The organism is Chitinilyticum aquatile DSM 21506, assembly GCF_000430805.1.
Lineage (GTDB): Bacteria > Pseudomonadota > Gammaproteobacteria > Burkholderiales > Chitinibacteraceae > Chitinilyticum > Chitinilyticum aquatile.
The window spans coordinates 253,653-266,244 of sequence record NZ_AUMS01000001.1; the positions used below are offsets into that span (position 1 = coordinate 253,653).

General features: G+C 58.2%; 15 protein-coding genes. 12 read left to right on the forward strand and 3 right to left on the reverse strand.

Going from position 1 to position 12,592, the window contains the following annotated elements; translation table 11 throughout:
- Window positions 1-177: 177 nt before the first annotated feature.
- From trxB to crcB, 3 genes are all read right to left on the reverse strand, one after another.
- Entirely contained in the window at window positions 178-1,131 is a 954-nt protein-coding gene (gene trxB, locus H559_RS0101230; protein ID WP_028451179.1) for a thioredoxin-disulfide reductase, read from the reverse strand.
- A gap of 126 nt (window positions 1,132-1,257) precedes the next feature.
- Window positions 1,258-1,572, reverse strand: coding sequence for a DUF190 domain-containing protein (locus H559_RS0101235; RefSeq protein ID WP_155845242.1), 315 nt, complete (start codon window positions 1,570-1,572; stop codon window positions 1,258-1,260).
- A 2-nt stretch (window positions 1,573-1,574) separates the two neighbouring features.
- The gene (crcB, locus tag H559_RS0101240; RefSeq protein ID WP_028451181.1) at window positions 1,575-1,964 is read right to left on the reverse strand and encodes a fluoride efflux transporter CrcB; all 390 of its coding nucleotides are present in this window, start codon (window positions 1,962-1,964) and stop codon (window positions 1,575-1,577) included.
- Between the two features lie 121 nt (window positions 1,965-2,085).
- Between crcB and H559_RS0101245 the strand changes: the two genes are divergently transcribed.
- The 12 genes from H559_RS0101245 (at window position 2,086) to rseP (ending at window position 12,586) form a co-directional block, all read left to right on the forward strand.
- Complete coding sequence (locus H559_RS0101245; RefSeq protein WP_028451182.1) at window positions 2,086-2,733, forward strand: ABC transporter permease; 648 nt, start codon at window positions 2,086-2,088, stop codon at window positions 2,731-2,733.
- The gene (locus tag H559_RS0101250; RefSeq protein ID WP_028451183.1) at window positions 2,730-3,290 is read left to right on the forward strand and encodes a hypothetical protein; all 561 of its coding nucleotides are present in this window, start codon (window positions 2,730-2,732) and stop codon (window positions 3,288-3,290) included. Before H559_RS0101245 ends, H559_RS0101250 begins: the two co-directional genes overlap by 4 nt.
- On the forward strand, window positions 3,287-4,261 hold the full coding sequence (locus tag H559_RS0101255) for an MlaD family protein (protein ID WP_028451184.1): 975 nt from the start codon (window positions 3,287-3,289) through the stop codon (window positions 4,259-4,261). The genes H559_RS0101250 and H559_RS0101255 overlap by 4 nt, the downstream gene beginning before the upstream one ends.
- On the forward strand, window positions 4,258-5,049 hold the full coding sequence (locus tag H559_RS0101260) for a hypothetical protein (protein ID WP_028451185.1): 792 nt from the start codon (window positions 4,258-4,260) through the stop codon (window positions 5,047-5,049). The genes H559_RS0101255 and H559_RS0101260 overlap by 4 nt, the downstream gene beginning before the upstream one ends.
- A gap of 161 nt (window positions 5,050-5,210) precedes the next feature.
- Window positions 5,211-5,942: a 30S ribosomal protein S2 gene (gene rpsB / locus H559_RS0101265; protein ID WP_028451186.1), complete on the forward strand. Its 732-nt coding sequence runs from the start codon at window positions 5,211-5,213 to the stop codon at window positions 5,940-5,942.
- Between the two features lie 128 nt (window positions 5,943-6,070).
- Window positions 6,071-6,955 (forward strand): translation elongation factor Ts, encoded by an 885-nt coding sequence (gene tsf / locus H559_RS0101270; protein WP_028451187.1) that lies wholly within the window; start codon window positions 6,071-6,073, stop codon window positions 6,953-6,955.
- 102 nt (window positions 6,956-7,057) lie between these two features.
- Window positions 7,058-7,777 carry a UMP kinase gene (gene pyrH / locus H559_RS0101275; RefSeq protein WP_028451188.1) on the forward strand — a complete coding sequence of 240 codons (720 nt, stop codon included), beginning with the start codon at window positions 7,058-7,060 and terminating at the stop codon, window positions 7,775-7,777.
- A gap of 66 nt (window positions 7,778-7,843) precedes the next feature.
- Window positions 7,844-8,401: a ribosome recycling factor gene (gene frr / locus H559_RS0101280; RefSeq protein WP_028451189.1), complete on the forward strand. Its 558-nt coding sequence runs from the start codon at window positions 7,844-7,846 to the stop codon at window positions 8,399-8,401.
- Between the two features lie 13 nt (window positions 8,402-8,414).
- Entirely contained in the window at window positions 8,415-9,185 is a 771-nt protein-coding gene (uppS, locus tag H559_RS0101285) for a polyprenyl diphosphate synthase (RefSeq protein WP_028451190.1), read from the forward strand.
- A 4-nt stretch (window positions 9,186-9,189) separates the two neighbouring features.
- Window positions 9,190-10,029: a phosphatidate cytidylyltransferase gene (locus H559_RS0101290; protein ID WP_028451191.1), complete on the forward strand. Its 840-nt coding sequence runs from the start codon at window positions 9,190-9,192 to the stop codon at window positions 10,027-10,029.
- Window positions 10,030-10,037: 8 nt separating this feature from the next.
- Window positions 10,038-11,246 (forward strand): 1-deoxy-D-xylulose-5-phosphate reductoisomerase, encoded by a 1,209-nt coding sequence (ispC, locus tag H559_RS0101295; RefSeq protein ID WP_028451192.1) that lies wholly within the window; start codon window positions 10,038-10,040, stop codon window positions 11,244-11,246.
- On the forward strand, window positions 11,240-12,586 hold the full coding sequence (gene rseP / locus H559_RS0101300) for an RIP metalloprotease RseP (RefSeq protein ID WP_028451193.1): 1,347 nt from the start codon (window positions 11,240-11,242) through the stop codon (window positions 12,584-12,586). The genes ispC and rseP overlap by 7 nt, the downstream gene beginning before the upstream one ends.
- Window positions 12,587-12,592: the final 6 nt, after the last annotated feature.

Below are 12,592 nucleotides of genomic sequence, written 5' to 3' on the forward strand. Positions count from 1 at the left end.
CCCCGGCCAATGGCGTCGATCTGATCTGGATCAGCGCACCGATGGAATTATGATGCGGGGTATATGCATGCAGCATCTTTATATAAAAGCTCCTGTATAAATACCATCACGGGTATTATTTGGATTGACAGCAAAAAACCCGCCGCGGCGGGTTTTTTGCACCGGTTTGCCTTCTGCTTAGCGCAGGCTTTCCAGGTAACGGTCCGCATCCAGTGCCGCCTGGCAGCCGGAAGCTGCGCTGGTTACGGCCTGACGATAGATGTGGTCCTGTACGTCACCGGCAGCAAACACGCCCGCGACGCTGGTGGCAGTGGCATTGCCGTCACGACCGCCCTTGGTGATCAGGTAGCCGGTTTCGTCCATGTCGAGCTGGCCCTTGAAAATGTCGGTATTCGGCTTGTGACCGATGGCGATGAACACACCAGTCAGTGCCAGTTCACGGGTGCTGCCGTCGCTGGTGGATTTCAGGCGCACACCGGTGACGCCGCTGCTGTCGCCCAGTACTTCATCCAGCGTGCTGTTGAGTGCCAGGCTGATCTTGCCAGCCTCAACCTTTTCCATCAGGTGATCGACCATGATCTTTTCGGCGCGGAAGGTGTCGCGGCGATGGATCAGTGTGACGTGCTCGGCGATGTTGGCCAGATACAGAGCCTCTTCAACGGCGGTGTTGCCGCCACCCACCACTGCGACTTTCTGGCCGCGATAGAAAAAGCCGTCGCAGGTTGCGCAGGCAGAAACGCCACGACCCGAGAAGGCTTCTTCGCTCGGCAGGCCGAGATACTGGGCAGACGCACCGGTAGCGATAATGAGTGCATCGCAGGTGTATTCGCCGGCATCGCCAATCAGCTTTTTCGGGCTGGACTTGAGGTCGACTGTGTGGATATGGTCGAAAATGATTTCGGTGCCGAAACGGCGGGCATGCTTTTCAAAGCGCGCCATCAGTTCCGGCCCCTGCACGCCATCGGCATCGGCAGGCCAGTTGTCCACTTCGGTGGTGGTCATCAGCTGGCCACCTTGTGCCATGCCGGTGATGAGCACCGGTTTGAGGTTGGCGCGAGCTGCGTAAACGGCAGCGGTATAGCCGGCAGGGCCGGAGCCGAGAATCAGCAGCGGATGATGGATACTGGCCATGAAAACTCCTCCTGAATGGCATGCAAAAGCCGGAGCAATACTGCACCGGTCTGAAAATTGGCGATAGTCTAGTTGAGTATGACTATGGGGTGCTAATCGAAAAAAACAATAAGCACCATAGCGGTATTAAGTGTCTTGACCCGTGTAGCCATGCTGAACAGGAACTCGCAGCCAGGGCAGGTTCAGCTTCGCTGTACGGATAACTTGTAACAGGACATCCTGCAACTCGGGGGCGGCTATGATTTCGACGGCAACCGGGACATCGCCGGCCAGCTCGAAAAAGGACTGGCTGTGCCAGCCGTGTCGACCAAAACCGGCCAGAGCGTGAAATGCTGTTCCACCTGATGCACCCAGCGTGTGGGCCTCTTTTAGCAGCCATTCGTAAATGGGCATGCCCGCGTGCCGCTGGTTTTGCTGGACATAAAAGCGCAGTAATTCCATGTTCAGCCTCGCTGAAGCAGGTGGTTGATGGAAAGCAGGCCCAGCCAGGTCATCAGCAGGGAGCCAGCAACATGCATGACTATGGCAGAAGCGCACCAGGCGTATTGCTGTCGCAGGAGCAGGGTGGTGGTTTCGGCCGAGAACGTGGAAAACGTCGTCAAGCCTCCCAGAAAACCGGTGGTGATCAACAGGCGCAGTTCGGGGCTCAGTGCCGGCCAGTGCTGGAAGGCGCCAAGAGCAACCCCCATCAGGTAGCCACCAAGCAGATTTGCGGCAAGGGTGCCAAGAGGTATGGTCGGGAAGAAGGGATTGATCCAGATGCTCAGCAGCCAGCGCAGCCAGGCTCCGGCAGCGGCTCCAAGCCCGATCATCAGGAAAGCGAGTGGCGACATCTGCAGGCGTACTCGGTATAAAATGGGCAAATTATATAGCGCCTGCCGGAGTTGGGGTTTGCAGAATACCGATGCGTCCATTTCAATGTGGTCTGTCTGGCGGAAGTTGCCGGCGCTGCGCATGCAGCCGGTCCGGCGCATTCTTCTGAAACAGCTCTATTTCACCGCCAATGAGGCCTATCTGCTGGTGGCACTGATCGGTTTTGCGCTGGGTGCCATCATTGTCGTGCTGCTGCATGTCGAGTATGGGCAAAGCCGGGATACGGCCTTGCGCCTGCTGGGTTCGCTGACCTTTGCCGAATTCGCCCCCTTGCTGGCAGGGCTGGTGATGATCGCGCGCTCTTCGTCCGCCGTAGCCAGCGAACTGGCCAATATGCGCATGCATGGCGAATTTCGCTCCCTGCGGCTGATGGATATCGATATTGCCGCTTACCTCCTGCTGCCGCGCGTAGCCGGCATGGCGCTTGCGTGTGTCCTGCTGTCTTGCTGCATGGCGCTGGCGGCGCTGACCGGGGGGCTGATCGTGGCCGCCGGCAGCAATATCAGTTACCAATTGATCACGCTGGAACGGGTACTTTCCTGGAGTGCGGTACTCTTGCTGCCCGCGAAGGCATTGTCGTTCGGGCTGGCTGCCGCTGTTCTGGCCTGTCGCGCCGGACTTTCTGTCGCTCCGCTGCCCACTGAAGTCCCGCGTGCAACATCAATGGCCGTCATGCACGGAATGGGAGCGCTTTTCGTGCTGGATCTGTTGTGGGCGATTATCGGATGAGTGCTGAAACCCCGCCGTTGTTCTGGCTGCAGGTTGCAGCCCACGAATCGGTTGAACAGCATATCGACCGGCTCGCTGCCCACTGGCGCAAGCAAAGTGGCGGCTATGTCAGCGTTCAGGAAGGGCGCGCCGTACTGATCAGCAATTTGCGGATCTGGGAAAACCTGGCTCTACCTGCGTGGTACCATCTCGGGCAAGACCCCGCGCAGCTTGAGCCGCATTTGCTGCGCATGCTGGAGCCGCTGGGCTGGGATGATGAACGCATTCAGAATTTTGTCGCCAGTCTGCCGCAAGCCCTCAGTGCCGCAGATCGTCGACTGGCTCAGCTGATGCGTGGCTTGCTGGCAAACCCCTTGTTGCTGATGGCTGATGCAGACTGGTGGCGGCAGGTCTCGCAAAAGTGCGAGCTGGCCCAGCTGCTGAATGCGTGTGCACCGAAGCTGCCAATTCTGGTGGTGGCTCATCACGAAGTGCCGGCCGGATTTCGTGCCTATGCCGACGAGCAGGAGTTCGCCGCAGCTTTATCCGCAGATTCATTACAAGGTATGAAGAAATGACGCTGGCGTTGATGCGTGACCGTGATCCACGTTTCCGGTTCCTGGGGTGGCGGGTCGGCCTGACCGGTTTTGCCCTGTTGATTATGCTGCTGGCTCTGGCTGCCTTCCTGGGTGAGCGCAGTGGTCTTTTCGAGCACAAGACCCGCGTCCATCTGGTCGCCGAAAATGGCACCGGCCTTCTTCCAGGCCTGCAGGTGCGTCTTTCCGGTTTCCGGATTGGAGTTATCGATGAGGTACAGCTCAATAGCGAGGCCAGAGTCGATGTCGAATTGCTGATCGAAACCCGCTACATGAAGTGGGTAAAAACCGATGCGCTGGCCATCCTGCAGCAGGATGGACTCGTTGGAGACCATTTCATCGAGATTGCCGGAGGTTCCGCCAAGGCTGCGCCGCTGGCCGAGGACGGTGTGCTGACTTTCGTGCCGGCCATGAGTTTTGCCGACATCGCACAGGATTTGCGCAACCGCACACTGCCACTGCTGGATGAATTCCAGAAGAGCATGCTTTATGTGAACGACCCGCAAGGGGATGTGCGCAAGACAGTGGCCAATATCCAGACGATGACGGCCGAAATGCGCGAAACCCGCAAACAGCTTGATGCCCTGCTGGCCAATGTGAATACGCTGGCTGACAAGGATGTTCGGCAAACGCTCGTCCAAACGCGCGAACTGCTGCTGCGCGCTGATGCAATGGCGGCCGAAGTACAGCAGCATCTACCGGCGATGCTAGCGGATGCAGCATCAGGAGTGCGCAGCTTGCAGCAGACAGCGGCTGATGCCAGTGCAACCATGCAGACCCTGCGCCGGACTTCCGAGCAGGTGGCGCCGCAGATGCCCGGCATATTGCGCAATGCCGACAATCTTCTGTACGACGCGGATTACACCCTGCAGGGCGTCCAGCAGAGCTGGCCTTTGCGCTCCATGCTACCACCACCTCCCGGCAATGAATTCATTCCGGAGAGTCGCCCATGAAATGGCTGATTCCCATCTTGCTGCTGGCCGGCTGCGCCGGAAGCCCGCAATCTGAAATGTCTGTACAGACGTCCCGGCAAAGGCAGGCTGTGCAGCGGGCACTAGAGGCCGAGCGGCAAGGGCGCCCGACAGTGGCAGCACAACAATGGCAGAGCGCGATTCAGCTTGCCAGGTTGCAGGATGACTGGGAAGCGCAGGGGCGAGCGCAACTGGGACTGGCCCAGCTGTTGATAAGGAACGGGGAGTATCAGGCTGCAGCCATTGGTCTGAAAGGGCTACGGGAAAATACCCTCTACTCTGATGAACAAAGGGCGCAGGCCGCATTGTTGCTGGCACGGGCAGGTTTGCGCATCCAGGGTGTTGATGTGGCCGCAGCCATTGCCGGAGCTGCATCGTTCTGCAGCAGCACAGCGTGCGCGTGGCAGCCGGCAATCCGCAATGTCGAGGCACGGCTGGCCTTGCAGCAGCAGGACCCGGTGCGGGCCCTTCAGATTGCCGACGGTGTTCTGCTGCAATCCGAGCTCGCTCTGGCCGAGCGCAGCCATGCCCTGCGAACTCGTGCGGAAGCACTGCTCGCCATGGGGCGGGCCCTGCAGGCCTTGCCGGCGCTGGGTGATGCGCTGGTGATTGACCGGCAAATCGGCGAGCCACTCTGGTTGCTCGATGATTATCGGCTGCAGCTGGCAATTGCCAGTGCAACCGGGAATCTGGCGCTGGAAAGGGAAAGCCGCTGGCGGATCGAGAGCCTGTGCCGCGCGCTGGATGAAAAGGTGTGTGGCACACCTTGAAATTCCCGCCCCCGCCGGCGTATAATCCGCCGTTTTCCGCGCTCGAATGGTTCGGGTGCGGGTCAATCTCCCTTCCGTACCGTCACGGGTGCGCCGTGCTGATGTGCTGAGCGTTCCTGCGGAAGGTAGTCCTAACCTTGTGACAAATTGGAGAGTTTTAGATGTCCATTAGCATGCGCGATATGCTGGAAGCCGGCGTTCACTTCGGCCACCAAACCCGTTACTGGAACCCGAAGATGGGCCAATACATCTTCGGCGCTCGCAACAAGATTCACATCATCAACCTGGAAAAAACCCTGCCGATGTTCAACGACGCACTGACTTTCGTGCGCCGTCTGTCCGCCAACAAGGGCAACATCCTGTTTGTCGGCACCAAGCGTGCTGCCCGCGAAATCGTGGCTGAAGAAGCTCAACGCGCAGGCGCTCCGTTTGTCGATCACCGCTGGCTGGGTGGCATGCTGACCAACTACAAGACGGTTAAGCAATCCATCAAGCGCCTGAACGACATGAAGGCCGTGCTGGCCGATGAAAACGGTGGCTATGGCAAGAAAGAGCTGCTGGACATGACCCGCGAAGTTGAGAAGCTCGAGCGTTCGCTCGGTGGTATCAAGGACATGGGCGGTCTGCCGGACGCGATCTTCGTGATCGACACCGGTTACCAGAAGGGCACCATCGTTGAAGCCAAGAAGCTGGGCATCCCGGTTATCGGTGTTGTTGATACCAACAACAATCCGGAAGGCATCGACTACGTGATCCCGGGTAACGACGATTCGTCCCGCGCCATCCGCCTGTATGCCCGTGGCATCGCTGATGCGATCCTGGAAGGCCGCAACCAGGCGGTTCAGGAAATCGTTGCAGCAGCTGCTGCCAGCGAAGAAGGCTCCGCAGCCTGATTGGCCTGAATGCCGGTAAAGAAAAAGGGGCGAACAGCCCCTTTTTCGCAAGGTAAGAATTCTTGTTGTGCAGTCGAATCGTAATGACTGCCGACTACACTGATTAACCCGAATTTTGGAGATGGATCATGGCGGATATCACCGCAAAGATGGTTGCCGAGCTGCGCGAGCTGACTGGCCTGGGCATGATGGAGTGCAAGAAGGCTCTGGTTGAAACCGAAGGTGACGTGGCCAAGGCTGAAGAGCTGCTGCGCATCAAGTCCGGCAACAAGGCCTCCAAGATGGCTGGCCGCACCGCCGCAGAAGGCGTTGTTGTTGCGTTCATCACCGATGACAAGAAAACCGGCGCCATCGTCGAAGTCAACTGTGAAACCGACTTTGTTGGCAAGGATGAAGGTTTTGCAGCTTTTGCCCGTACCGTAGCCAAGGCTGTGGTTGATGCCAACCCGGCCAACGTCGAAGAACTGGCTGCAGCCAAGACCGACTCCGGCGAAACCGTGGAAGACCTGCGCAAGGCCATCATCGCCAAGCTGGGTGAAAACATGACCCTGCGCCGTTTCGTGCGCTACACCACCGAAGGCCATCTGGCTGCCTACCTGCACGGCGCCAAGATCGGTGTTCTGGTTGACCTTGAAGGCGGCGACGAGCTGCTGGGCAAGGATCTGGCCATGCACATCGCTGCCAGCAAGCCGAAGGCGCTGGACGCTTCCGGTGTTGATGCCGAGCTGATCGAAACCGAGCGCCGCGTTGCCATCGAACGCGCCAAGGAAGCCGGCAAGCCCGCAGAAATGCTGGAAAAGATCGCCGAGGGCACCGTACAGAAGTTCCTGAAGGAAGTGACCCTGCTGAATCAGGTCTTCGTGAAGGCCGAAGATGGCAAGCAAACCATCGAACAGCTGATCAAGTCCAAGTCCGCCAAGATCAACCAGTTTGCGATGCTGGTTGTCGGTGAAGGCATCGAGAAGAAGGTTGTGGATTACGCAGCCGAAGTTGCTGCCGCAGCCAAGCTCTGATTTTTGAGCTATATGTAGTAAAGATAACGCCGCGCGGTCACGCGCGGCGTTTGTGTACGCGCCATTCCATCAGATATACCCAATTAGAACGAGGACAATCACATGAGCCAAGCACCCAAGTACCAACGCATTTTGCTGAAACTCTCCGGTGAGGCGCTGATGGGCGATGATAGCTACGGCATCAATCGTGCCACCATCGAGCGCATTGTGCAGGAAGTGAAATCGGTGGTTGATCTTGGTGTCCAGGTGGCCGTAGTGATCGGTGGCGGCAATATTTTCCGTGGCGTGGCTCCGGCTGCCGCGGGGATGGACCGCGCCACGGCTGATTACATGGGTATGCTGGCAACCGTCATGAATGCACTGGCCTTGCAGGATGCCATGCGTCACGCCGGCATCATTTCCCGTGTCCAGTCCGCGCTGACCATCCAGCAGGTTGCCGAGCCCTATGTTCGCGGCAAGGCGATCCGCTATCTGGAAGAAAACAAGGTGGTCATCTTTGGTGCCGGCACCGGCAATCCTTTCTTTACTACCGATACCGCAGCGGCGCTGCGCGGCATGGAAATGGGTGCAGACATCGTACTGAAGGCCACCAAGGTTGATGGCGTTTATACCGATGATCCGAAAAAGAACGCCGATGCGGTGCGCTACCACACCCTCACTTTTGACGAGGCAATCGGTCGCAATCTGAAGGTCATGGATGCCACTGCGTTTGCCCTGTGCCGCGACCAGAAAATGAATCTGTGCGTGTTCAGCATCTTCAAGCAGGGCGCTCTAAAGCGCGTAGTGCTTGGGGAAGACGAGGGCACACTGGTACACTGCTGAGCTTGAGTGTCCGTATGCTGACAGGCGGCAAGGGCCGCCTGTTTTTGTTGTTGCGAGGAACAGAGAATGATTGCAGAAATCAAGCAAAATACCGAAAACAAAATGCAGAAATCGGTCGAAACCCTGAAAACCAATCTTGGCAAGGTTCGTACCGGCCGCGCTCATCCGGGTTTTCTGGATCAGGTGCAGGTTGAGTATTACGGCAGCATGGTCGCTCTTGGCCAGGTCGCCAACGTGACTGCTTCGGATGCTCGCACGCTGGCTGTGCAACCGTGGGAAAAAAACATGGTGGGCAAGATCGAGAAGGCCATCCGCGATGCCGACCTCGGACTGAATCCGGCCACCAACGGTGATTTGATCCGCGTTCCGATGCCGATGCTGACAGAAGAACGCCGCCGTGATCTGGTGAAGGTGGTTCGTGGCGAGGCAGAAGAGGCTCGTGTAGCCGTTCGCAACGTTCGTCGTGATGGCAATGAGCAACTGAAGCGACTCCTGAAGGACAAGGATATTTCCGAGGACGACGAGCGCCGTGGTCAGGATGAAATCCAGAAGCTGACAGACAAGTACGTTGCCGAAATCGACAAGCAGCTGGCCGAAAAAGAAAAGGAATTGATGGCTGTTTAAGGCTAGGACTGCAATGGCGTTGTTCTCCAGTACGACCCGGGCTGTGCCTGAGGAAATCGGCCCGGTACCCAGGCACATTGCCATCATCATGGATGGCAATGGCCGCTGGGCCAAAAAGCGTCTGATGCCGCGGGTATTTGGCCACAAGAAGGGCGTCGAGACGCTGCGCGATGTGGTTCGTGCCTGCGACGAACTCGGTGTGCGCTTCGTGACCGTGTTCGCCTTTTCCAGTGAAAACTGGCGGCGCCCTCCGGATGAGGTCAGCTTTCTGATGGGGCTTTTCCTGCAGGCACTGCAGACCGAAGTGGAAAAAATGAAGCGCAACAACATTCGCCTGAAGATTATTGGCGACCGCGCGCGTTTTTCTCCGGAACTGGTCATGCTGATCGAGGCGGCAGAAGCGGGTACGGCGGGCAACGATGGCCTGACGCTCACCGTGGCCGCCGATTACGGTGGCCGCTGGGACATCATGAATGCCACCCGGCAGCTGCTGGCGGCAAATCCTGCCTGCGCAACCAGCCTGACCGAAGAAGACCTCGCTCCCTATCTCGCCATGGCTTATGCCCCCGAGCCTGATCTCTTCATACGTACCGGCGGCGAGCAGCGTATCAGCAACTTCCTTATCTGGCAGCTGGCCTATACCGAACTCTACTTTACTGATCTGGCCTGGCCGGATTTTGACCGCACAGCCTTGTTGCAGGCGCTGTCCTGGTACCAAGGGCGCGAGCGGCGCTTCGGCCGAATCAGCGAGCAACTTTCCAGTGAGGCGCCTGACCAGGCCTGATGCAATGCTAAAAACCCGAATATTGACTGTTTTGCTGCTGCTGCCAGTATTTCTGGCGGCCATTCTGTGGTTGCCGGCGTCGGCTTGGTCGCTTGTCTGTGTGCTGTTGAGTGGCCTTGCTGCCTGGGAGTGGGCACGGCTTGCCGGCCTGAAGGGCGTTCTGCGCCAGATTTATCCTGGTTTAACCGCCTTGCTGGTAGCGGGATTTATCGCACTGCGTCCCGGTGTTGCCCCCTTGCTCGGCATGCTGATCGGGGCAACAGCGTTCTGGTGTGTACTGGCTCCGCTCTGGTTGCGGTACAAATGGCAACTTCGTGCCGCGGGTAATCTGAACATTCTTCTCGGCTGGGCACTGATTGCACCAGCCACCATGGTACTGGCTGTCTTTCGCGGCAATGGCTGGAGCCTGCTGGCCATACTCGCCATCGCCTGGGTTGCCGATTCGGCGGCCTATTTTTCCGGCAAGGCATTTGGCCGTAGAAAACTGGCTCCTCTGATCAGCCCCGGGAAGAGCTGGGAGGGGGTATGGGGCGCCAGCCTAGCTGTAGCCTTGTATATCAGCATAATACCTGGGAAGGTATTATTGTTCGGTTTTTTACCGTGGGCCCAATCGCAAGGTGTACAGGTGCTGATTTGGATTGTTTTTGCCCTGCTGCTGCTGGTCGTCAGTGTGGTTGGCGATCTGCTTGAGTCGCTATTCAAGCGCCAGGCCGGCATGAAAGACAGCAGCAACCTGTTGCCGGGGCATGGCGGCATTCTGGACCGGGTCGATAGTCTGCTAGCCTTGCTGCCCGTTGCTGCTGCCGTCCAGCTACTCTCCGTGCTGCTAACCTATTCCCACTGAGAATAATCATGACCGTCCAAGTTCGCCATATCACCATCCTGGGTGCAACGGGCAGTATTGGCACCAGCACCCTTGATGTGATCAGCCGGCATCCGGAGCAGTACAAAGTGGTCGCCCTGACCGGCTCCAGCCAAATCGAACGGCTTGCCAAGGCCTGCATAGACCATCAGCCTGCTTATGCCGTCGTGCTGGACGAGCAGGCTGCCGATCGCTTGCAGGGTATGCTTGCCGATCATGCACCGGACACCTGTGTGCTGTGCGGTGCTGATGCGCTGACACGAGTGGCAACATTGCCCGAGGTGGATACCGTCATGGCGGCGATTGTCGGCTCGGCCGGCATGCCGGCGACACTTGCCGCGGCAAGGGCCGGAAAACGCGTACTGCTCGCCAATAAGGAAACGCTGGTGCTGGCCGGGGGCCTGTTCATGAATGCCGTGCGGGATTCCGGCGCCGAACTGCTGCCTATCGATAGCGAACACAATGCGATTTACCAGGTGCTGCCAATCGCATTCCGCGAGCATCCTTATCGCACTTCACTTGCAGCTGCAGGTATCTCCAAGCTGCTGCTGACAGCCTCTGGCGGCCCGTTCCGGACACGCAGTCTGGATAGCCTCCATCGCGTTACACCAGAGGAGGCCGTGCGCCACCCCAACTGGTCGATGGGGCAGAAAATTTCAGTCGACTCGGCCAGTATGATGAACAAAGGGCTCGAAGTGATCGAGGCGCACTGGCTGTTCAATGCCCCCGCATCACAGATCCAGGTCGTAGTGCATCCGCAAAGCGTCGTTCATTCAATGGTCGAATACCAGGATGGCTCGGTTCTGGCGCAGCTGGGTTCTCCCGATATGCGCATTCCGATTGCCTATGGCCTGGCATACCCGCACCGTATCGAAACCGGAGTGAGGCCCCTTAATCTGTTTGAGGTTGGCCGACTGGATTTTGAAGAACCAGACTTGCAGCGATTTCCCTGTCTTGCACTGGCTTTCGCCGCACTGGAGTCTGGTGGCGCAGCGACGGCCGTTTTGAATGCCGCCAATGAAATCGCCGTTGCAGCCTTTTTGTCCGGGCAGATCCGCTTCACGGATATTCCGGTTTTGATTGAAAAAACACTGAGCGCATTGCCTTGCCTTCCGGCGGACTCGATCGAGTCGCTGCTTGCCGCAGATGGCGAGGCACGGCGTGTTGCCTCGCAAGAGTTGGCGACCTGCACATGCTGACTCTGGGCGCGTTCGTCCTGATGATTGCCGTACTCGTGACTTTCCACGAGTACGGCCACTACTGGGTTGCACGCCGTTGCGGCGTGCGTGTCCTGAAATTTTCCATCGGATTTGGCAAGCCGTTAGTGCAATGGCAGCGAGGCGGTACGACCTGGCAGATTGCACTGATTCCTCTTGGCGGCTTCGTGCAGATGCAGGGTGAGTCGCCGGAGGACGGAGGGGGTGGACTCCATGATCCGGCATCATCTTTTTCAAGCAAGCATCCCTTGCAGAAAATGGCGATTGTATTAGCCGGACCACTGGCAAACCTGCTGCTCGCCTGGCTTCTATTCGCAGGCGTGTTCATGCATGGGCAAACAGCGCTGCGTCCGTTTGTTGGTGCGGTTGAAGCAGGCAGTGTCGCGGAACAATCCGACTTGCGTGCGGGTGACAGGCTGATGGCGGTGGCAAGCACTCCCGTGGCAAGCTGGGAGATGGCGCAGATGCAATTGCTGGCCCATGTTGGTGAAGCGCGTGTGCCCGTACAAGTTCAGCGCGCATCAGGTGGTGAGGCGAATCTGCTGCTGAATCTCGCCGGACTGGGAGATGCTGCCTATGATGCCCGCTTGCTGCGTAACCTGGGGATTGAAATCCTGCCCTGGACCGGCTTGCTGGGGCATGTCAGCAAGGATGGCCCGGCAAATCGCGCCGGACTGCAGGAAGGGGATCGCATTCTCAGTATTGATGGGCAGCCCTTGGCAGGCTGGCAGGCTTTTCACGAGCTGATCCAGCAATCAGCGGGAAAGTCGCTGACGATCAGTTATTCACGCCGGGGCGAAACCCTGACGACGCAATTGCAACCCGAGCGCGTGCAGCAGGGCGGCAAGCAGTTCGGGCGTATCGGGCTAGGCCCTCGTACCGACCCGGTTCTCTATCAGAAACTGACCTTTGTTGACCGGAACGGGCCGCTGGAGGCTGTTCAGCGCTCGGCTGCCTACACCTGGCAGATGTCGGTGCTGAGTATTCGAATGATTGGCCAGTTGCTGACCGGTGAGGCGTCGCTCAAGCAGGTTAGCGGGCCGATTGGTGTTGCCGAATATGCAGGACAAAGCGCCTCGATCGGGCTTCTTGCTTACATACAGTTCATTGCCTTCATCAGCTTGAGTCTGGCCATCCTGAACCTGCTGCCTGTGCCGGTTCTTGATGGGGGGCATTTCCTGTATCATACCGCCGAGTTGCTGAGAGGTCGTCCTCTACCGCTTTGGTGCATGGAGTGGGGACAGCGTCTGGGAGTGGCACTGCTGCTCAGCCTGATGGCTCTGGCCTTTTATAACGACATTAACCGCCTGATTACTGGCTGATCGCCA

Coding starts and splice junctions, on each gene's coding strand:
- trxB (WP_028451179.1), bottom strand. CDS start 1,131: ATGGCCAGTATCCATCATCCGCTGCTGATTCTCGGCTCCGGCCCTGCC.
- H559_RS0101235 (WP_155845242.1), bottom strand. CDS start 1,572: ATGGAATTACTGCGCTTTTATGTCCAGCAAAACCAGCGGCACGCGGGC.
- crcB (WP_028451181.1), bottom strand. CDS start 1,964: ATGTCGCCACTCGCTTTCCTGATGATCGGGCTTGGAGCCGCTGCCGGA.
- H559_RS0101245 (WP_028451182.1), top strand. CDS start 2,086: ATGCAGCCGGTCCGGCGCATTCTTCTGAAACAGCTCTATTTCACCGCC.
- H559_RS0101250 (WP_028451183.1), top strand. CDS start 2,730: ATGAGTGCTGAAACCCCGCCGTTGTTCTGGCTGCAGGTTGCAGCCCAC.
- H559_RS0101255 (WP_028451184.1), top strand. CDS start 3,287: ATGACGCTGGCGTTGATGCGTGACCGTGATCCACGTTTCCGGTTCCTG.
- H559_RS0101260 (WP_028451185.1), top strand. CDS start 4,258: ATGAAATGGCTGATTCCCATCTTGCTGCTGGCCGGCTGCGCCGGAAGC.
- rpsB (WP_028451186.1), top strand. CDS start 5,211: ATGTCCATTAGCATGCGCGATATGCTGGAAGCCGGCGTTCACTTCGGC.
- tsf (WP_028451187.1), top strand. CDS start 6,071: ATGGCGGATATCACCGCAAAGATGGTTGCCGAGCTGCGCGAGCTGACT.
- pyrH (WP_028451188.1), top strand. CDS start 7,058: ATGAGCCAAGCACCCAAGTACCAACGCATTTTGCTGAAACTCTCCGGT.
- frr (WP_028451189.1), top strand. CDS start 7,844: ATGATTGCAGAAATCAAGCAAAATACCGAAAACAAAATGCAGAAATCG.
- uppS (WP_028451190.1), top strand. CDS start 8,415: ATGGCGTTGTTCTCCAGTACGACCCGGGCTGTGCCTGAGGAAATCGGC.
- H559_RS0101290 (WP_028451191.1), top strand. CDS start 9,190: ATGCTAAAAACCCGAATATTGACTGTTTTGCTGCTGCTGCCAGTATTT.
- ispC (WP_028451192.1), top strand. CDS start 10,038: ATGACCGTCCAAGTTCGCCATATCACCATCCTGGGTGCAACGGGCAGT.
- rseP (WP_028451193.1), top strand. CDS start 11,240: ATGCTGACTCTGGGCGCGTTCGTCCTGATGATTGCCGTACTCGTGACT.